This window comes from Aequorivita capsosiphonis DSM 23843, from assembly GCF_000429125.1.
In the GTDB taxonomy this organism is placed as follows: Bacteria; Bacteroidota; Bacteroidia; order Flavobacteriales; family Flavobacteriaceae; genus Aequorivita; species Aequorivita capsosiphonis.
The window spans coordinates 185,568-203,541 of record NZ_AUBG01000007.1 but is presented as its reverse complement, the minus strand read 5'-3'; the positions used below and the strand labels follow the sequence as shown (position 1 = coordinate 203,541).

Here is a 17,974-nt window from a genome sequence, read left to right as displayed (position 1 = left end):
ATAAACTTAATAGCAAGCTGTCACTTAATAAAAATGTATTAAATGCCTGGTATCTTTGTTTCAACAGGATTTTGCAATATTTTAATCGAACACTAATGATTTAAAACCTATTCGAAGTGATTGCTATTAATGCAAAAAGCTGATTCATTTCCATAAGAATTGGTTTTTCTTCAATAAAAAACGAATTCCAAAAGAGCTTAACATTTAGCGTGCTCCTATTGCAATTATTGGATCGTGCAACTGCCTAATCACAAGGAAGAGTATATAATATGTTTTTTTAAGCCGAAAGAGCCAAATAGTACGAGTCAAGAATTAATTTTATTACTTACTGATTTTTAGGTTTTTACAAAATCAAACCCTACCAGAATTCCGAATTACTAAAGAGTGTTTCTTTTATTATAATACAACTAAAACTACTTTTACTTGGCAAATTCTAATTAATTTAACCTTAATTCAAACACTAATATGAAAAAAACTACCTTTTTAGCGAAGAGCATCCTCTTTGCAGCGGTTCTTCTTGGAACCTCAAACATGCAAGCTCAAGTTGAGTTAAAAGTCCTCACAGAAATGGGCACTCGTTTTAATGATGTTAATGACTCAGGATTTGGAGTCACTGTTGGAGCATATTATAACTTTGCAACAGGAGCGTTATCTCCACTTGAACCCGAAGCAATTATGGTTCAATCCATAAACAACGATGAAAATGTGGCTGGATTCATGATCTATGATGAACCTGAATTTATTTTGCAAGCAGGATACAGAATGGATGGCGTTTGGAAGCCAATCGGATTTACTCCAGAACAAAATCCATTTGATTACGATGAAAATACTACTTATGGTATTTCTCCAAATAGCAAGTACATAACCGGACAGTCAAGTGTAGGTCTTGAATATGGTGGTTTTCTATTTGACACGGAAACGGAAGAACTCCTACTCACTTTTGATCCTGAAGGTGAAGCAAGTGCTTCTTACGCAGTAAATGACAACGGAATTATGGTTGGATGGGTAGATCGTCCCAATGGTGGTGGAACCTTAAGAGTTCCTGCTTACAGAACCCTGGATGGCGAATATCATTTTATCCCAGAAGGACAGTTACCAGTATATCAAATAAATACCATTAACGATATAACTAGCAATGATGTAATGGTAGGTGATTTCGACCTTCAACCATTTATTTACGACAGAGCATCAAATACTTTTACAACCTATGATATTCCTGTAGGTGCCGATGCTGCAGCCTTTACAAGTATTTCTGAAAACGGTGTGGTTGTTGGTTTTGCCGATGTCGATTTTCAAGTAAGAGACGCAATCATTTACCATCCTTCACTTGGTAATCAACCTCTTTATTTAAAAGATGTTTTGGAAGATAATGGCGTGACTGTAAACACAGTGGATGGTCTTTTAGGTACAGCTATAGCAATTTCTCCAAATGGAAAATTTATTGCAGGATGGGTAAACGGAGCACCACCTTTCGCTGAAGGTTGGATGGTTTATCTTGATGATCTTATCTTGGGAACTAACACTGTTTCGGAAAATACAATATCTTTCTACCCTAACCCAATAGCAGATGTAATGCATATAAACTCTAAGGAAATTATCGATTCAGTTGAGGTTTACACGATCAGTGGACAAAGAGTTTCTAATATCACTTTCAATAATAACCACACGCAATTAAACCTTTCTAGCTTGGCTAGTGGTGTTTACCTTGTAAAGGTTTCTAGCAATGGTAGTATAGAAAATCTTAAAGTTGTTAAACAATAACAGACTCCCCTAATTATAATACACTTAAGTCCCTTTCTTTTTTTGAAAGGGGCTTTTGCTATTCTAGAATTTCCTCTGCATATTCATTTCGAGTCCCGAACCGATCTCCCTTGGATAGATCCATTGCTATTGCAGCGAAACATTGCTATAAGTAGAATTAATACTAATCGTTTTATTGGAACTATTACTTTGGTTAAAACCCTTCACCAATACCCGATCTGCACTTTTTGATTCTTTAAGTTGAAGGGATTTCGGATATTTTAAGGTAGATTTTTTTCCGTTGAAATAAAACGAAAATGCTCCCGAAGGTACTTTCACCTTTGCATCGGTATTTTCAAGACTGATATCTAAAGTTTCAAATCCATCTGAAACCTTATCAATTCTTAAATCTCCGAAAGAGCCTGAAAGAAAAGCCTGTTGGGTTATATTTCCAATCCGTACATCGCTGGAATTTGCTTGCAGGTTAATATTTTGAATGTTGTCGATATTACATTTATCCACATACTTCACATTGAGTTCGCCTTGTTTCCATTTATTTACAACCACAGGAGCATAGGCGGCATTGATGACAGTTTGTTTTCCATCAACAGTATTTGCTGTAAAAGAAGTATAGTTTAAGTTGGCTTTTATATTATTTGCTTCTGCCATTTTTAGATCTCCATACCGCACATTTATATCGGTTTTTGCGTTCTTTGGTAAACGGATAATAATCGTTTTTTTAGTCTTCCCAGTACTCGTGTTACTACTATTTTTCCCGCTTTTTATAACAATAGAGGTTCCATTTGGGCTCTTGGTAACGGTTTTGGTATAATTACCTCCTTCATCATCAAACTGCTCTGCCCAAGCTTCCATCCTCTTTCCATAAGCCTCACCCCAAGCTTCCATCTTTTTACCATAAGCCTCGCCCCAAGCCTCCATACTCTTGCCATAGGCCTCCCCTATGCTATCGGCCTTTTTATCATCCCATGATCTTTCGAAGTTCTCGCCCCATTGTTCCATTTTTCTTTCAAAATCTTTCCCAAACTTCTTGTCCATTTGGGCTTCAAATTTTTTCATATAGCCTTCTTCATCCTTTTTATACGCTTCATAATCAAACTGGATATTACCTATATTTTCAAACAAGTCTTTCGGAAGTGGCGGCACTTTTACGTTTTGAATCATCGGCATAACTAGACTTTCCATCAACGGACCAATAAAATCCATATCTGGCAACATACTCATTGCCGAAGCTTGACTTCCCGCATCAGAGTTGATACTTATTTTCTTGCTGTTTCCGGTAATGTTTAAATCCCAGTTTTTCATTAGTTGTTGCTTTTCCTTTTCTGAAAGCCTTTCGCCTTCAATGTAGGCTTCCACTTCAACCTTGTTTTTATTCCAAGTCTCAAAAATGATATCCGTATAGGACGAATTTACGGAAACCTCCACATTATCTGAAACATTAAAGCTCTCCAAATAATTTTTCTGAGAATAGGATAATGCACTTACAAACAGCAGCAAATACGCTGCTTTATGACTGAATAGCTTCAAAGTCTTCATTGTTTTGAGTTTTAAGTTCTTTTAATTTATTTTTCAGTTTGAACAGCAAATCCAAACGCAATTTCAAATTATCTATGAGGGCAGTTACGGTAGTTTCAGTAAGACCCACCTTCGCCAGTTCCACGTTAAGGGAAGTATATTCCTTGTCCAACTCTGAAAGTCGCTGCATATAACCGTCAACCAAATCCTTGTTTTCGGGATTAATTTTTAAGGAAGCTAACTGCACATTAATCCCAGCCATATAGTACTCCTCTACTTTTTTTAGATCTGGAGAAATGTCCGCCAAGCTACGTTTTGTCTTTTCACTATTTTCAATTTTCTCAGACTCGGTTCCAACGATAGATTTATTCGTGTTGGAACCATCCACTTCAGTAGTATTCATTTGTAGATATCCAAAAAAGCTAACAGCAAGCAAGATTGCAAGGCTCGCAGCAATTTTTAACCACGATCTGGAATTCTGTTTTTTTATTTTTCCTATCGAATTCTCTTCCTGAATATTTTCGGCCAAAGCCGCTTCCAATTTTGCCTCAAACCGTGCTTCATGTCCTTGATGAAGTTCCGAAGATTCCGACTCGTAATTTTCAAACATTTTTTTAAGATCCCGTGCCATATCGCAAGTGTTTTAATTTTTCTTTTAATTTCGTTTTCCCTCGATGCAAATAAGTTCTAGAAGCATTTTCAGAAATATTAAGTATTTCTGAAATTTCTTGGTGATCATAGCCTTCTAATAAATACAACTTCACCGTTGATTTATAATTGAAGGATAGTTCTTCTATAGCCGCCAAAACCTCCGGAATTGTTGTTTCATCCGTAATAGACCAATCATCGTTTGTATCCAAAATGCTAAAGACATCTTCATTTAATCCTTGCAAGTCCATTTTGGCTGCTTTGATGGCATCCAAGCAAGTATTGATAACAATTCGCTTCATCCAAGCGCCAAAAGTGACTTCCCCATTAAATTGGTTCAGTTTTTGAAATGCCTTTATAAAGGCCTCCTGCATGGCGTCTTCCGCTGAAGCGTTGTCTTTTAAATATCTTTTAGCAATGACAAACATGCCTTGACTATATTTCCCGTAAAGCGCCATTTGCGCCTTTCGGTTGCATTGTTTGCATTGCTCGATAAGAAGTAAATCGGACAAATTTGATGATTTTTGGTTGCTGTTCACTTAGAAGACGACAATAAAGTTAAGATGTTGCAGTATAATTGTATTTTTTTGTGAAACATTTCATAATTAGAATTTTGAATCATCCAATTTTATAGTAACTTTGGTAAAATACCACAAATATGGAAAAAAAATACGCAGATTTTGATAGATTGAATCGCTTGCTTGTAGCTTGCTTTGAAGCTGAAAAGTTATATTATAATGCGGCTCAAGACGCCCAAACAACAGATTTAAAACGATTTTTAAACTACATGGCTGTTGAAAGAAACCGCATGAGCCATGATATTTCCAATGAACTCCACGCTCGAGACATAGAGCCCTTGAAAACTGATTCCAATAAAGGAAATCTAGATCGCACTTGGCAGGAAGTTAAGGAAGCCTTGGAGCATTTTGATGCGGAAGCCATTGTGAATTCTTGTATAAGTAGAGACAAGAACAATATTAAAAGATATGATGAACTTTTGGAACGAAGGGAATTGCCAACTGGTATTCTCGAACTTTTAGAGAAACATAAATATCAATTGCAGTGGTATATTAAACAAGCAGCGCAACAACCGAAGAAAAGTCCTTTCGTTGAATCAAAAAAGGAGGAAATCAAAGTAGAATCACCAAAAGAAGATGAACGTGGAAAGGTGATAAACCTTAAAGCGATATAAACAAATAAAGCCCTGAATCTCAGGGCTTTATTATGCTTAATTTTTTAAAGTCTTACTCGTCCAAAAGCAGATTTAAAGTCACTGTAATATTATCCCGCGTTGCTCTGGAATAAGGACACACCTCGTGCGCTTTGTTTACTAAATCTTCACCCGTTTCGACATCAACTCCTGGCAAATAACAATCCAAAATAGCCTTTAATTGCAAATCACCATCTTTGGTTTTTCCAATTTCAATATTTGCGGTTACGCTCATATCGCCGCCAAGTTTGACGTCTTTACTTTCTGCAACCATTTGAATAGCTCCACCAAAACAAGCCGCATAAGCGCTTCCAAAGAGCTGTTCTGGATTGGTTCCCTTTCCACCATCACCACCTAATCCTTTTGGAACGGAAAGCTCCATATCAATTTTTTTATCGTCTGTGGTTACGTGACCTTTTCTGCCGCCAACCGCTGTGGAGGAAGCTGCATATAACTTTTTCATTTTTCTGAGAATTTTAAAATTATTAAATTTCAAGATACTATGTTAAACCCGTTTTTAAAAGAACATATTCATAAATTTGTCCTAAATTCACACTGTGACTGAAAAGAAAGAAAATACAAATGCTTTAAACGAAAAAGATGGAGTTTCGCAACCAGAAACTTTAAATACGGAAAAGTTAAAGCAGCTCAAAACCCTAAGAAAGAAACCCCTCACCGTTGAAGTTTTGGTTTCTGGAGTCCTAAGTCTAAGCCAAACTGCGCTCAGCCAAGCTATTACCATTATTGAAAGCACTGCTCAAAAACATCAAGAACAAGCGAAAGAAATAATCGAAAGGTGTCTACCTCACGCCAATAAATCTATTCGTATTGGAATAACGGGCGTTCCCGGCGTTGGGAAAAGCACATTTATTGAAAGCTTTGGAAAATTACTGATTGCCGTAGGAAAAAAGGTTGCGGTGCTTACTGTAGATCCAAGTAGTAGCATCAGCAAAGGTAGCATTCTGGGTGACAAAACCCGAATGGAAGAATTGGTAAAAGAGCCTAATGCATTTATTCGTCCTTCCGCTAGTGGCGACACCTTGGGAGGTGTAGCGCGAAAAACGCGGGAAACGATTATTCTTTGCGAAGCAGCCGGATTTGATGTAATCCTTATTGAAACTGTAGGCGTGGGTCAAAGCGAAACCGCCGTTCACTCGATGACCGATTTCTTTCTATTGCTAAAGCTTGCAGGTGCAGGCGACGAATTACAGGGAATAAAACGCGGGATTATGGAAATGGCAGATTCCATTGTAATCAACAAAGCCGATGGCGAAAATAAAAAAGCTGCCAAACTAGCCAAAAATGAATTTAACCGTGCACTTCACCTCTATCCTGCCAAAGAAAGTGGTTGGGCGCCAAAGACCTTATTGTGTAGTGCGATCAACGATGAAGGAATTGCTGAAATTTGGGAAGTAGTTTCTAATTACTTCGAAACAGCTCAAAGCAACGGCTATTTTCAGTATAAAAGAAAGGAGCAAAATAAGTTCTGGTTAATGCAGACTATAGAAAGCAGATTGAAAAGTGAGTTTTATGCGAATCCTTCCGTTAAAGTAGAATTAAAAATTCAGTTGAAGGCTTTGGATGAAAACAGAACGACACCTTTTGAGGCGGCTGAAAAATTATTAAACCTTAAATAAATCTATTCAAAACTCTTCCGAAACCAATATACCTGCGCTTCCAAACCTCCACGTAATTTTGTTTTGGGGTTGTAGCCCAACAATTTTCTGGCTTTGTCGATATTTGCTTTAGTTCGCGATTGATCCCCGGCACGAAGTGGTTTTTTTTCGACTGCAATTTTTGTTTCGAGAATAGCTTCAACAGTTGCAATTCCTTCTGCAGTTGTACTTTCTGTTTCCGTTCCTAAATTAAAAATCTCGCCATTACAAACTTCTTCTTTCCCTATCACGCTTACAATTCCGTCCACGATATCCTGTACGTAGGTGAAACTGCGGAGGTGTTTTTCACTGCCTTCAAACAGGGGAAATGGCTTGTTATTTAATCCGCAATCAATCAATCGGGTGTATAACTTGTCTGGTCTTTCCCTTGGACCATAAACCGAAAATAACCGTAAAGAAGTAGCTTGCAACTTTTCTTCGCGACTTTTAGCCAATGCCAATTGTTCAGCGGCAAGTTTGGTTACCCCATACCAAGAAGCTGGTTTTGGCGGAACACTTTCTGGAAACGTAGCCTCTAAACCATATATTGAGGAAGTGGCAATGTTTACAAAGAATGGTTTCTTCGTAAGACTTTCGGCAAACTCCAATAATCGCTGTGTGGCAATAATATTATTACTAAAGTAATCTTCAAAAGTAGAAGTATTTGAAATTCCCGGATGTGCTGAGAAATGGAAAATATAATCTATGTCTTTAGGAAGTTTTTCACTCAGATCATCAGTGCGTAGATCAATTTTAAGAACATCTATATCATTATCGGCTAATGATTTTACATTTAACTGTTTCAATTTAAGATCGTAATACGGTGAAAAATTGTCAACACCAATAACGTCATGACCTATTATCTTCAATCTTTCCGCAGTATGTGAGCCAATAAATCCAGCCGCTCCGGTAACAAGTATTTTCATATTTTTTGTTTTGAAACAAAGCTTGTCTCGATTTTTTATCGAGAACTAAAAAATGAACCACAAACCACGACTAAATAATCAATCCTATCTGGCCATTTTCTCCCGATAGCTATCGGGATCATTTTCGATTTCGTTTTCGATTTGGTTTTCGATTTGGTTTTCCTCGCGTTTCCATTTCCCTCGCAAAATAACATCTTTTTTAAGCAATCACTTTCAAAATTTTAGATTTTCCGCTCATTTCCCGCAAATACTTTTAAACCTCTAATCTTCTAAACTAAAAAAAATTACTTTTGCAGAAACCTTTTCAATTATTTAGATGTACGAATTCACAATCATTGTACCCGTTTATAACGAGGAAGAAAACCTAGAACGCGTTGAAAAGGAACTGCTAGCTTACACCGAAATCGCAACCAAAAAAACCTCTATTTTGTTTGTGAATGATGGCTCTAAGGACAATAGTCAAAGTCTGATTGAAGCTATCTGTAGTAGAAACGAAGCCTTCCATTTTATTTCCTTTAAAGAAAACCGTGGTTTAAGCGCGGCTATCAAAGCTGGCTTTGATACTGTGGAAAGTCCCCTGGTTGGTTATATTGACAGCGATTTACAAACAGATCCTGAGGATTTCAATCTTTTACTCGAACATATTGGGGAATACGATTTGGTAACTGGCGTTCGCGCTGACCGAAAAGACAAGTTCGTAAAGAATATGTCATCAAAAATTGCAAATGGCATTCGCCGTGCTTTTACTAGCGATGGTATGGACGATACTGGCTGCCCATTAAAAGTGATAAAAACAGACTACGCAAAACGAATTCCAATGTTTGAAGGGCTTCACCGATTTTTGCCCGCAATGATTTTATTGCAGAACGGAAAAGTGATTCAAATCCCTGTAAAACATTTTCCTAGAATGGCAGGAACGCCGAAGTTTGGAGTTTGGAACAGGTTGTTAGGACCATTGATGGATTGTTTCGCCTATCTATGGATGAAGAAAAAATACATCAACTACGAGATTAAAAGCAAAGGATGAACGATTGGATTGTGTACAGCATTGGCTTTTTAGCGCAAATTCTTTTTAGCGGAAGGCTTTTGGTGCAATGGATTCTTTCCGAAAAAAGTAAACGTATCATTACACCTTCAACCTTTTGGACGCTTAGCTTATTCGCATCATTTTTACTTTTTGTTTACGGATATTTACGGGATGATTTTGCTATAATGCTCGGCCAAGCGCTTACGTATTATATTTATATTCGAAATCTTCAGTTGCAAGGAGAGTGGCAAAAATCTCCCAAATGGGTTCAATGGTTTCTTTACCTATTCCCTGTTATTATAGTTGTTTACGCTTACAATAACGGTAAATACGACATCAATAAACTCTTTAATAATGAGGAAATTCCATTTTGGTTATTGCTATTGGGTATAGTTTCACAGATTCTATTTACCCTTAGGTTCGTTTATCAATGGCTCGTTTCTGAAAAAACAAAAACTTCACAATTACCTGTAGGGTTTTGGAGAATGAGTGTGGTTGGAGCTACCTTGATTTTAACCTACGCCATTTTTAGGCAAGATCCTGTTCTTTTTGTGGGTCATATTGCCGGCCTGGTAATTTATGTGCGAAATATTTTTATTTGGAAAAAACAGCTTACCTATGAAAGTTGAAAAAAATTATTTACTGCTTCTGCTGCTTACCTGCGTCGCCATTTTCTTTGTAAATTTAAACTCGCTACCCGTGAATATTATGGAAGCGCGCAACTTTATCACTGCTCGGGAAATGCTAAATGACGGTAATTGGTTGCTCACAACAATAAACGGCGAACCGCGCTTTCAAAAACCACCCTTACCTACTTGGTTAACTGCTTTTTCGGCAGCTATTTTCGGAATTAAAAGTGTTTGGGCACTTCGACTTCCAGCGGCAATTATGGCGCTTATATTGGTTTTGTTTTCCTATAAATTCGCACAAAAACTAACTTCCGAAAAGCTATACGCTTTTATCAGTTCGCTGATAATGTCAACCTCCTTTTATATCGTTGCCTCCGCCCGCGATGGTCAGTGGGATATTTACACCCACGGGTTTATGATGGTGTGTATTTATTTGCTATACAAGTTTTTTACGGAAGAAAAACACAAGTATCAAAATGCATTGTTGGCCGGACTTTTCTTCGGATGTTCGTTTTTAAGCAAGGGACCAGTATCCCTTTATGCCCTCCTCCTACCCTTTTTAATTGCTTTCGGGATAGTTTATAAGTACAAGAACTTTAAGTCGCGATGGCTGCCTCTACTTGGTTTTATTATTGTTGCAACAGTGGTTTCAACTTGGTGGCACTGGTACACGATAAAATTTGATCCTGCCGCAGCTGAAATAACCAAAAACGAAACCACCAATTGGATCAGTTACGAAACCAAACCTTTCTATTATTACTGGAGTTTCTTTACCCAAAGTGGCGTTTGGACCATTCCGGCATTTATTGCGCTGCTTTATCCCTATTTAAAAAACCGGGTTATTAATAAGAAGGCGTATCTATTTACATTTCTATGGACCATGATTTCAGTTGTATTACTGTCAATAATTCCAGAGAAAAAATCGAGGTATTTATTACCGGTGCTTATCCCGATGGCTTTGAATACTGGGTTTTATATTGAATATCTCTTCCGAAGATTTAATGAGTTAAGAGATAAAAAGCTTGCCCTCCGAAGCCTTGGCGAAGGATGGGAGGTATTTCCTGTTTATTTCAATTTTGGTCTGATTGGATTTATAGGAATAGTTTTCCCTATTGGAGGTTATATTTTTCTGAAAGACGGTCTGGCCGGAAACTGGCTTTGGTTTGTATTGCTTGCCGTTGCTTTATTTATAATTGCAATTTTTATCTATCGAAATCTCTTCCGAAGAAAAATTGCAACAGTATTTTATTTGACGATTTCATTTATAGTTGCAGTAATTTGGTTTGGACTTCCGCTGAGCAATGCTATAACCAATAATCCTGAATACAAGCCGTATTCAGAATTGAATACCTTCGGAAAAGAAGGAAATATAAATATCTATGAGTTTTCAGATATGACGCCAGAGCTCATTTGGGATTATGGCGAAAAGATGACAATCTTAAAAGTAGATGATCAAATTACTGTTCCAGAGGAAAATAAATTTGGTGTGATGGTTTCTGAAAATAATCACGAAAACTTTGAAAAGGCTTTTTCAGATTTTGATAAAGAGTTCATTATCCGTTACGATATGAATCCAAAAGGAACTGACAGTCGAACGCATAAAGACAGACTGTATCGCGATTTGTTTATTGTAACGAAGAAATAACTACTCGAAAACCTTCTTGGAATCTAAATCCTAGATGGGTTAATACCAGTACTAAACTTTCGCTGTCCCCATTTCTGCAACAAATAAAACAGCCACCCCGTAAAACCACCGAAAATCATTCCTGAAATTACATCAAGTGGATAGTGAACACCCAAATAAATTCGGCTATATCCAGTAATTACAGCCCAAAACAATAATATAAACGGTAAATATTTATACCATTTTTGAAGGCTCAGTCCCAAAAACACCGCTGCAGCCATAGAGCTTGCGGCGTGGGCGGAAAAATATCCGAACCTACCACAACCTCCGGCAACAAAACGCATCTGTTCTTTCAATTCATCGACTTGGCAAGGTCTTGGTCTTCGGATTCCATATTTAAAAAGACTGGCAATCTGGTCGGTAGCAGTAATCATTAACGCGACACATACAACAACCACGAGCGTTCCTTTTAAGCCATAATTCCTATAAATAAGATAAAGCAAAAATGCATAAATAGGAATTGATGAAAATTTATGCGTAATAAATAACCATAGCCCATCCCAAGGTTCACTCCCAAGGTTATTGAGAAATAGAAAAAGTTGGGTATCGTAATTTAGGAGTTGGTCGAGCATTATTTAGGTTTACTGGAGTCAATAACTTTTTGAAGAAGAATATCAGAAACCCTGAATCCATTCGATTTAAGTTGGAGAAGCGTATTTTCCAAATCATCTAAATAGCCATTTTTAAAAGCAAGAATAAGTATTCCCAAGGTTCCAATAATTTCTAAATTATATGTTTTGGCTATTTTTCTTCCTTTAGCCTCATCAATAATTACAATCGATGGCTGTAATTCTAGAGCCAAAACAATACTACTTGCTTCACCTTTCCCTAGTTTACTCTCTAACTTTGATTGAAGCTTTGTATTTTGTGCCTTAGTCTCTACAATCCAATTTGGCACTGATTTTCCCCACTCAAGTGAAACTTCTGGGGTAATAGTAATTTCTTTATAAAATTCTTTGAGTAAGTGGAGCATTCCAAGCTTGTCCAAAGAAATTAAACAACTGGTATCGGAAATAATGGTATTATCCATTCATTAATTTTTCTAAATCCTCCCAAGTTTCGCCAAATATACTAACCCCATATTTTCCAACATCCTCTAAGAACTCTCTTCTTGAGATACCTACCATTTTAGCGGCTTGCCCTGAAGAAAGCACTTCCTTTTCAAAAAGGAATGCCGCTATCTCCATTTTGAAAGTCTTTTCGTCTACAGCATCAGGTATGTTTATTTCAATCTTTTTCATAAAGTAAATATAGCAAATATTGTAAAACAATTAATCCTCATCATACAACGCAATCTCACGATCGTAAAAATCATTGGCGCCTTGAATCAACCCTTCCGCTTCTGCTTCAAGTTCTTTTTGGTCTTCCTTATCGAAATCTTCTAACCATTCTACCTCATCATCTTCGAGATTGATGATAAAACGGGGAAATTCGGTATGTATCACGAAAATCGCAGTGGGATAATCGCTGTTGTCGCCTAATAAATATTTTGGGAAATCCATTTTTTTCGAGTTTTGAGTTATGAGTTAGAAATTTCCCCTATGGGGGTTAGGGGGCTTCTTATTAATTTTTTTGAAAGGTAATTAAATCTGATGAATAACATAATCCCGCTCGCCGTTAGTCCCGCGAAAAGACCAATCCAAATACCCATACTTTCCAACGAAGTGTGCATACTTAGATAGTACGATACTGGGAAACCGATAATCCAGTATGCTATAAATGTTAGCAGTGTAGGTATTTTCACATCCTGCATTCCACGCAAGGCTCCAAGGGCAACCACTTGCAAGGCATCAGTAAATTGAAATATCGCGGCAATTATCAACAATTGGGATGCGAGAATTACCACTTCATTATTATCTGCAAATTGGGCAAGATTATCATAATCCAAGAAAATTTTGGGTAAGGAACCATTAAAGATTATAAACCCAGCCACAAATACTAGAGACAGCAGCGCTGTAAGTAAAAAGATGGAAATTGCCACTCGTCGCAATTCCTTAAAATTCTTTAATCCTTTTTGGTTTCCAACTCGTATCATTGCAGCGACACTAAACCCCATTGCGACCATAAAGGTCATTGAAGCAAGGTTAAGCGCAATTTGGTTTGCAGCTTGTGCATTCTTCCCAAGAATTCCTGAAAGCCAAACTGCGGAAGTAAAGATCCCTACCTCAAAAAACATCTGCATAGCCGATGGAAATCCAAGGTTTAATAGTTTTTTGAGCATGACTTTACTCAGTGTGAAAATTTTAATCTCGGTTACGAAATAGCGCGACTTTTCTTTCTTGCTCAATAAATACCATAAATACGCGACCATCACAACACGTGAAACTAAAGTACCAATTGCTGCACCAACAACGCCCAGTTCCGGTGCGCCAAATTTTCCGAAGATAAACATATAGTTTAGCAACACGTTTACCAAGTTGGCTACAATTGTGGCATACATCGGGAAACGCGTCATAGACATCCCATCGCTAAACTGCTTAAATCCTTGAAAGATAATCAGCGGCACTAAAGAAGCCGCCACCAAAGTTAAATATGGCATCGCCAAATCCACCACTTCTGGTGGTTGGCTCATCACGTACATTAATGGTTTGGCAAACATTACGGTTGCAAAAAGTGCCAACCCGAGTATAATACATAAAAACAAACCGTGTTTAAAGGATGATTTTCCTTTTTCGCGATTTCCTTCCCCATCTGCTTCGGCAACTAGAGGAGTGATTGCAGTAGAGAATCCAACGCCAATACTCATTGCAACAAACATAAAACTGTTCCCTAATGATACAGCCGCAAGTTCTGCACTTCCCAATTGGCCCACCATTATATTGTCTACCAAAGCCACCACTTGGTGCCCGAGCATACCCAAAATAACCGGAGTTGCCAGTTTGGTATTGTATTTAAATTCACGAGTGTAATCTGAAAGCGCCAATATTAAATTTTTGCGCAAAGATAGGTTTTGTGTTTTTTAGAATAGCTTTGTAATTCAAATAAAAAGTTATGAGTTATGAGTTCAGAGTTATGACCACTCTGAACTCATAACTCATAACTCTTAACTATTAAAATGGCCAGACCCACACCAAAATCAATTACCGATAAAGAAGAAAAAACCAGCGTTAAGGATTCTTTTAAAGCGCTAAAAGCCATTCCTCGTTTTTTTAAAGAGATATTCCGAAGCAGTCCGAAGCTTTTCTTATTAAACGTTTTTAGTAGATTAATCAATGCCTTCACGCCCGTAGTCATTCTTTGGGTGGGGAAAATGATAATTGACGAAATCATTCGTCTAGTTGCTTCTGAAGAAAAAGATTTCACGCAACTTTGGAATTACGTCCTTATTGAATTCTCCGTTGCTATACTCTCAGATTTGCTGGGAAGGCTCATAAACCTTACCGATGGACTTTTGGGCGATCTATATTCTAACGATTCTTCCGAAAAAATAATTAGAAAGACTTCAGAGCTTACTATCGCCCAACTGGAAGATCCCGAATTTTACGACAAACTGGAGCGCGCCAGAACCCAAACCAGTAGCCGAGTTGGTTTGATGAGCAACGCTTTAGGTCAGGCCGAAAGTATTATTTCCATAATTACCCTTATAGCTGGACTGGTGTATTTTGAACCAATTTTAATATTGATTCTCATTGTAAGTATTATTCCCTCTTTTATAAATGAAGCCAAATTCAGCAGTACCAGATATTCGTTGGCACGTAGTTGGACCGCAGAACGCCGTGAACTCGATTATCTCCGTTTTATTGGCGCCAACAACCAAACCGCTAAAGAAGTCAAGCTTTTTGGTCTGACCGATTTTATTGCGGAACGCTTTAAAGTCCTTTCAAACGATTATTACCATATCAACAAAAAGCTATCGCTAAAACAAAGTCTGTACGGTTCCCTGTTCAACATTTTGGGGGTGCTCAGTTATTACGGAGCTTATGTTTATATAATTCTTCGCGTGCTTTCTGGCGTGATAAGTATTGGGGAACTTACCTTCCTATCCGGTTCTTTTAACAGACTGCGAAATAATTTACAAGGCTTCTTCTCACGCTTTACCCGTATTTCCGAAAGTGCGCTTTATCTTCAGGATTATTTTGATTTCTTAGATCTTAAAATTGAACAAACTTCCGAAGAAAAAACGCCTATTCCAGAAACAATTATCGAAGGTTTTCAGGTTAATGACTTGCATTTTGCCTATCCCGGAAGTAAAACCGAAGTACTAAAAGGTGTAACTTTCTCAATGAAAGCAGGTGAAAAAATGGCTTTTGTGGGACAAAATGGTGCTGGAAAAACGACACTTATAAAACTTTTCCTTCGTTTTTACGAACCTACCCAAGGGGAAATCCTTTTGGACGGCATCAACATTAATAAATTTGATGTAGATGAATACCGAAAGCGTTTTGGCGTGATCTTTCAAGACTTTTTTAAATATGAATTTACGCTGCGTGAAAACATTGCAGTTGGAAATATTTCTGAAATAGATAACGATGAAACCATTGGCTACGCCGCCAGTAAAAGTCTCGCGGAACAAGTTGTAAGCGAAATGGAAGACGGACTGGAACAACGTCTAGGAAGACGTTTCTACCAAGGACAAGAACTCAGCGGCGGACAATGGCAAAAAGTAGCCCTCGCCCGTGCGTATATGAAAGACGCCGATGTGATGGTTCTCGACGAACCCACCAGCGCCTTGGACGCTCAGGCAGAATATGATGTTTTTGAGCGTTTTATCGCGCTCACCAAAGGGAAAACCAGTATTATCATTAGTCATCGTTTTAGCACGGTACGAATGGCGGATCGTATTTTGGTATTACAAAACGGTCGTGTTCTGGAACTTGGAACTCACGAAGCGTTGATGGCGCATCCAAAATTGTATTCTGAGCTGTTTAAGTTGCAGGCGGCGGGGTATCAGTAGGTTTTGAAATCGATCCCAATAGCTATCGGGAAAAGTCGAAGTCGAAGTCGAAGTCGAAAATAAAAATAAATAGTTTACATTTATAGAAACTTTATTATCTTCGTATCTCGTGAAAAAGACAGACTTGTAATGATTAAACGCTTTGATACCATATTATTAGAAGAAGCATTTGAATTCGTTCAAAAACAGAATTTAAAATCAAGAAGCAAAATTCTTCAGAACATCAAGCGTGCCGAACAAAACCCTGATAATAAATTTTTCAAAAAATTGAACAATAACATATGGGAATTCAGAACCCTATATTCTGGTATTCAATATAGATTGTTGGCTTTTTGGGATAAGGAAAATAAAAGCAACACGCTAGTTTTTGCAACCCACGGAATTATAAAGAAGACAAGTAAAGTAGATAAAAAAGAAATCGAAAAAGCAGAAAATATTAGACACAGCTATTTTAAAACTAAGAAAAAATGAAAAGCTATAAATTAAGTGAAGCCGAAGATCTTTTGATAGGAAAAAAGGGCACAAAAGAACGGGATGAATATGAGTTTGAATTAAAACTTGAGCTCATCGGAGATATGATTAAAATCGCCCGTAAAAAAAGAAACCTTACCCAAGAACAATTGGGCGAACTGGTGGGCGTAAAAAAAGCCCAAATCTCAAGGCTTGAGAACAGTACAGGCAACGTTACTTTTGAAACCGTAATTAAAATCCTTGATGCACTCGGGGCCAAATTGAATTTTAAACTTCAGCTTCAATAATTGTAAAATTCAAAAATGTACTTGGAGTTTTTTAAGTTGCGGGCGGCGGGGTATCAGTAAAATGAAATCGAAACTGAAATCGAAATCGATCCAGATAGCTTTTATGAGAAGTTGGCAAATAAAGCGTAAATTTAAGTCATAAAAAAAACCCGGATTCATCACCAGCATCTAATATCTGGAAGAGGAATTACCAGGACAGCGGATTACAAATATAATCATTTTCGAGGATGAAAACCTATAAACTAAGCGAAGCCGAAGACCTTTTGATAGGAAAAAAAGGCACAAAAAACACAATGTGTTGCACTTATGGGTTGAACTCAGAAATTATTTAGGTTTCAAACAAAGAGAATTAAAGATTAAAATTAAAAGAGCCTTTAGATTACCTTCAGAGCAAATCCGTAAATATTTTTCGATTTAGATTTGTAGAATAATTCCTAAATCAAAAAATTATGTTACCTGAATTTCTGAATGATAAAAATACAATCTTTCATTATACGAAAGCTATTACTGCAATTAAATATATTCTTCCAGAGAAATCCCTTTTATATTCTCCGAGAAATAGCTCACACGATCCATTAGAAAACAAAGAAATAATAATTTCAAAAAGCATAGCTATTAGTGATAGTAAAATTGAAGAAAGTACAAAAAACGATTCACATATGATTTACGATTTAATTCGGAAAAGAATGAATACGAATAATCAAATAAGCTTTTGTTTTAATGAAATTTCAAAAATACATTGTGAATACGGTTATAAAAAATCAAGAATGTGGAATCAATACGGAGATAATTTCAAAGGAGCTTGCCTAGCTTTTAATAAACAGGAATTACTCAAAAACAGCACGATTAATCTGTGGGATAAAGTTGAATATATTCCATATGATAAATTTGAAAATGACTATTTAGATATTTATAGTAATGATTTATCTAAATATGGTCGAAAAGAATATAAAGAGAACCGTATATCACTCTCCAATTATTTGTTATTTAGAAAACATCTAGATTTTAGAGATGAGTGTGAATTTAGAATTATTAATTTTGGACAACCTCAACATATATCAATTGAACCAAGTTTACTTGGAATAATTGTTTGCGGAAATATAATTAGCACCAAAAATTTCATAGGACTCAAGAAATTTGCTAAATACTTAAATGTACCCTTAATTGATGTTAATTTCAGTCATTCAGGTTGTAATGTTGTTGTTGAGCCCAATAATGATTATTTAGAAAAGTATTTCCAAATAATACGACCATACAAAAGTTGAAA

General features: G+C 36.9%; 21 protein-coding genes. 10 read left to right on the top strand and 11 right to left on the bottom strand.

Features of this window, described 5'->3' with window-relative positions; genetic code table 11:
- Nucleotides 1-465 precede the first annotated feature (465 nt).
- Nucleotides 466-1,761 (top strand): T9SS type A sorting domain-containing protein, encoded by a 1,296-nt coding sequence (locus G440_RS0107270; protein WP_026450705.1) that lies wholly within the window; start codon nucleotides 466-468, stop codon nucleotides 1,759-1,761.
- Nucleotides 1,762-1,887: 126 nt separating this feature from the next.
- Here G440_RS0107270 and G440_RS0107265 read toward each other — a convergent pair whose 3' ends face one another.
- From G440_RS0107265 to G440_RS0107255, 3 genes are read right to left on the bottom strand one after another with little or no spacing between them, the layout of a single operon-like run.
- Nucleotides 1,888-3,297 (bottom strand): YggN family protein, encoded by a 1,410-nt coding sequence (locus G440_RS0107265; protein ID WP_026450704.1) that lies wholly within the window; start codon nucleotides 3,295-3,297, stop codon nucleotides 1,888-1,890.
- Nucleotides 3,269-3,886 carry a hypothetical protein gene (locus G440_RS0107260; RefSeq protein WP_169718947.1) on the bottom strand — a complete coding sequence of 206 codons (618 nt, stop codon included), beginning with the start codon at nucleotides 3,884-3,886 and terminating at the stop codon, nucleotides 3,269-3,271. Before G440_RS0107260 ends, G440_RS0107265 begins: the two co-directional genes overlap by 29 nt.
- A 4-nt stretch (nucleotides 3,887-3,890) precedes the next feature.
- Entirely contained in the window at nucleotides 3,891-4,436 is a 546-nt protein-coding gene (locus tag G440_RS0107255; protein WP_026450702.1) for an RNA polymerase sigma factor, read from the bottom strand.
- A gap of 146 nt (nucleotides 4,437-4,582) precedes the next feature.
- Between G440_RS0107255 and G440_RS0107250 the strand changes: the two genes are divergently transcribed.
- Nucleotides 4,583-5,116 carry a DUF2383 domain-containing protein gene (locus G440_RS0107250; protein WP_026450701.1) on the top strand — a complete coding sequence of 178 codons (534 nt, stop codon included), beginning with the start codon at nucleotides 4,583-4,585 and terminating at the stop codon, nucleotides 5,114-5,116.
- A gap of 52 nt (nucleotides 5,117-5,168) precedes the next feature.
- On the opposite strand, the gene G440_RS0107245 is transcribed toward G440_RS0107250, so the two are convergent.
- Nucleotides 5,169-5,597: an Ohr family peroxiredoxin gene (locus G440_RS0107245; protein WP_026450700.1), complete on the bottom strand. Its 429-nt coding sequence runs from the start codon at nucleotides 5,595-5,597 to the stop codon at nucleotides 5,169-5,171.
- 94 nt (nucleotides 5,598-5,691) lie between these two features.
- Between G440_RS0107245 and meaB the strand changes: the two genes are divergently transcribed.
- Entirely contained in the window at nucleotides 5,692-6,771 is a 1,080-nt protein-coding gene (meaB, locus tag G440_RS0107240; protein WP_026450699.1) for a methylmalonyl Co-A mutase-associated GTPase MeaB, read from the top strand.
- 2 nt (nucleotides 6,772-6,773) lie between these two features.
- On the opposite strand, the gene G440_RS0107235 is transcribed toward meaB, so the two are convergent.
- Together G440_RS0107235 and G440_RS21585 are read right to left on the bottom strand one after the other, a co-directional pair.
- On the bottom strand, nucleotides 6,774-7,715 hold the full coding sequence (locus G440_RS0107235) for an NAD-dependent epimerase/dehydratase family protein (RefSeq protein ID WP_026450698.1): 942 nt from the start codon (nucleotides 7,713-7,715) through the stop codon (nucleotides 6,774-6,776).
- 84 nt (nucleotides 7,716-7,799) lie between these two features.
- Nucleotides 7,800-7,922 (bottom strand): hypothetical protein, encoded by a 123-nt coding sequence (locus G440_RS21585; RefSeq protein WP_281170754.1) that lies wholly within the window; start codon nucleotides 7,920-7,922, stop codon nucleotides 7,800-7,802.
- Nucleotides 7,923-8,031: 109 nt separating this feature from the next.
- Between G440_RS21585 and G440_RS0107225 the strand changes: the two genes are divergently transcribed.
- The 3 genes from G440_RS0107225 to G440_RS0107215 are packed head-to-tail and all read left to right on the top strand — an operon-like array spanning nucleotide 8,032 to nucleotide 11,016.
- Complete coding sequence (locus tag G440_RS0107225) at nucleotides 8,032-8,742, top strand: glycosyltransferase family 2 protein (protein WP_026450697.1); 711 nt, start codon at nucleotides 8,032-8,034, stop codon at nucleotides 8,740-8,742.
- Nucleotides 8,739-9,371, top strand: coding sequence for a lipid-A-disaccharide synthase N-terminal domain-containing protein (locus tag G440_RS0107220; RefSeq protein ID WP_026450696.1), 633 nt, complete (start codon nucleotides 8,739-8,741; stop codon nucleotides 9,369-9,371). Before G440_RS0107225 ends, G440_RS0107220 begins: the two co-directional genes overlap by 4 nt.
- The gene (locus G440_RS0107215; protein WP_026450695.1) at nucleotides 9,361-11,016 is read left to right on the top strand and encodes an ArnT family glycosyltransferase; all 1,656 of its coding nucleotides are present in this window, start codon (nucleotides 9,361-9,363) and stop codon (nucleotides 11,014-11,016) included. Before G440_RS0107220 ends, G440_RS0107215 begins: the two co-directional genes overlap by 11 nt.
- Nucleotides 11,017-11,039: 23 nt before the next feature.
- On the opposite strand, the gene G440_RS0107210 is transcribed toward G440_RS0107215, so the two are convergent.
- Genes G440_RS0107210 through G440_RS0107190 form a run of 5 tightly spaced genes read right to left on the bottom strand, consistent with a single transcriptional unit; the run spans nucleotide 11,040 to nucleotide 13,978 of the window.
- Nucleotides 11,040-11,627, bottom strand: coding sequence for a phosphatase PAP2 family protein (locus G440_RS0107210; protein WP_026450694.1), 588 nt, complete (start codon nucleotides 11,625-11,627; stop codon nucleotides 11,040-11,042).
- Nucleotides 11,627-12,085, bottom strand: a complete 459-nt coding sequence (locus G440_RS0107205) for a PIN domain-containing protein (protein ID WP_026450693.1) — start codon at nucleotides 12,083-12,085, stop codon at nucleotides 11,627-11,629. The genes G440_RS0107210 and G440_RS0107205 overlap by 1 nt, the downstream gene beginning before the upstream one ends.
- Nucleotides 12,078-12,296, bottom strand: coding sequence for a UPF0175 family protein (locus G440_RS0107200; protein ID WP_026450692.1), 219 nt, complete (start codon nucleotides 12,294-12,296; stop codon nucleotides 12,078-12,080). Before G440_RS0107200 ends, G440_RS0107205 begins: the two co-directional genes overlap by 8 nt.
- Nucleotides 12,297-12,326: 30 nt before the next feature.
- A complete protein-coding gene (locus tag G440_RS0107195) occupies nucleotides 12,327-12,557 on the bottom strand; it encodes a hypothetical protein (protein WP_026450691.1) in 231 nt (76 codons plus the stop codon).
- Nucleotides 12,558-12,574: 17 nt separating this feature from the next.
- A complete protein-coding gene (locus G440_RS0107190) occupies nucleotides 12,575-13,978 on the bottom strand; it encodes an MATE family efflux transporter (RefSeq protein ID WP_026450690.1) in 1,404 nt (467 codons plus the stop codon).
- Nucleotides 13,979-14,110: 132 nt separating this feature from the next.
- On the opposite strand from G440_RS0107190, the gene G440_RS0107185 reads away from it, so the two are divergent.
- The 4 genes from G440_RS0107185 (at nucleotide 14,111) to G440_RS0107165 (ending at nucleotide 17,972) form a co-directional block, all read left to right on the top strand.
- Complete coding sequence (locus G440_RS0107185; RefSeq protein WP_026450689.1) at nucleotides 14,111-15,949, top strand: ABC transporter ATP-binding protein; 1,839 nt, start codon at nucleotides 14,111-14,113, stop codon at nucleotides 15,947-15,949.
- Nucleotides 15,950-16,078: 129 nt separating this feature from the next.
- The gene (locus G440_RS0107180; protein WP_026450688.1) at nucleotides 16,079-16,420 is read left to right on the top strand and encodes a type II toxin-antitoxin system RelE/ParE family toxin; all 342 of its coding nucleotides are present in this window, start codon (nucleotides 16,079-16,081) and stop codon (nucleotides 16,418-16,420) included.
- Nucleotides 16,417-16,707 carry a helix-turn-helix domain-containing protein gene (locus G440_RS0107175; protein WP_026450687.1) on the top strand — a complete coding sequence of 97 codons (291 nt, stop codon included), beginning with the start codon at nucleotides 16,417-16,419 and terminating at the stop codon, nucleotides 16,705-16,707. Before G440_RS0107180 ends, G440_RS0107175 begins: the two co-directional genes overlap by 4 nt.
- A gap of 449 nt (nucleotides 16,708-17,156) precedes the next feature.
- Nucleotides 17,157-17,972 carry a DUF2971 domain-containing protein gene (locus G440_RS0107165; RefSeq protein WP_026450686.1) on the top strand — a complete coding sequence of 272 codons (816 nt, stop codon included), beginning with the start codon at nucleotides 17,157-17,159 and terminating at the stop codon, nucleotides 17,970-17,972.
- Nucleotides 17,973-17,974: the final 2 nt, after the last annotated feature.

Coding starts and splice junctions, on each gene's coding strand:
- G440_RS0107270 (WP_026450705.1), top strand. CDS start 466: ATGAAAAAAACTACCTTTTTAGCGAAGAGCATCCTCTTTGCAGCGGTT.
- G440_RS0107265 (WP_026450704.1), bottom strand. CDS start 3,297: ATGAAGACTTTGAAGCTATTCAGTCATAAAGCAGCGTATTTGCTGCTG.
- G440_RS0107260 (WP_169718947.1), bottom strand. CDS start 3,886: ATGTTTGAAAATTACGAGTCGGAATCTTCGGAACTTCATCAAGGACAT.
- G440_RS0107250 (WP_026450701.1), top strand. CDS start 4,583: ATGGAAAAAAAATACGCAGATTTTGATAGATTGAATCGCTTGCTTGTA.
- G440_RS0107245 (WP_026450700.1), bottom strand. CDS start 5,597: ATGAAAAAGTTATATGCAGCTTCCTCCACAGCGGTTGGCGGCAGAAAA.
- G440_RS0107235 (WP_026450698.1), bottom strand. CDS start 7,715: ATGAAAATACTTGTTACCGGAGCGGCTGGATTTATTGGCTCACATACT.
- G440_RS0107225 (WP_026450697.1), top strand. CDS start 8,032: ATGTACGAATTCACAATCATTGTACCCGTTTATAACGAGGAAGAAAAC.
- G440_RS0107220 (WP_026450696.1), top strand. CDS start 8,739: ATGAACGATTGGATTGTGTACAGCATTGGCTTTTTAGCGCAAATTCTT.
- G440_RS0107215 (WP_026450695.1), top strand. CDS start 9,361: ATGAAAGTTGAAAAAAATTATTTACTGCTTCTGCTGCTTACCTGCGTC.
- G440_RS0107210 (WP_026450694.1), bottom strand. CDS start 11,627: ATGCTCGACCAACTCCTAAATTACGATACCCAACTTTTTCTATTTCTC.
- G440_RS0107205 (WP_026450693.1), bottom strand. CDS start 12,085: ATGGATAATACCATTATTTCCGATACCAGTTGTTTAATTTCTTTGGAC.
- G440_RS0107200 (WP_026450692.1), bottom strand. CDS start 12,296: ATGAAAAAGATTGAAATAAACATACCTGATGCTGTAGACGAAAAGACT.
- G440_RS0107195 (WP_026450691.1), bottom strand. CDS start 12,557: ATGGATTTCCCAAAATATTTATTAGGCGACAACAGCGATTATCCCACT.
- G440_RS0107185 (WP_026450689.1), top strand. CDS start 14,111: ATGGCCAGACCCACACCAAAATCAATTACCGATAAAGAAGAAAAAACC.
- G440_RS0107180 (WP_026450688.1), top strand. CDS start 16,079: ATGATTAAACGCTTTGATACCATATTATTAGAAGAAGCATTTGAATTC.
- G440_RS0107175 (WP_026450687.1), top strand. CDS start 16,417: ATGAAAAGCTATAAATTAAGTGAAGCCGAAGATCTTTTGATAGGAAAA.
- G440_RS0107165 (WP_026450686.1), top strand. CDS start 17,157: ATGTTACCTGAATTTCTGAATGATAAAAATACAATCTTTCATTATACG.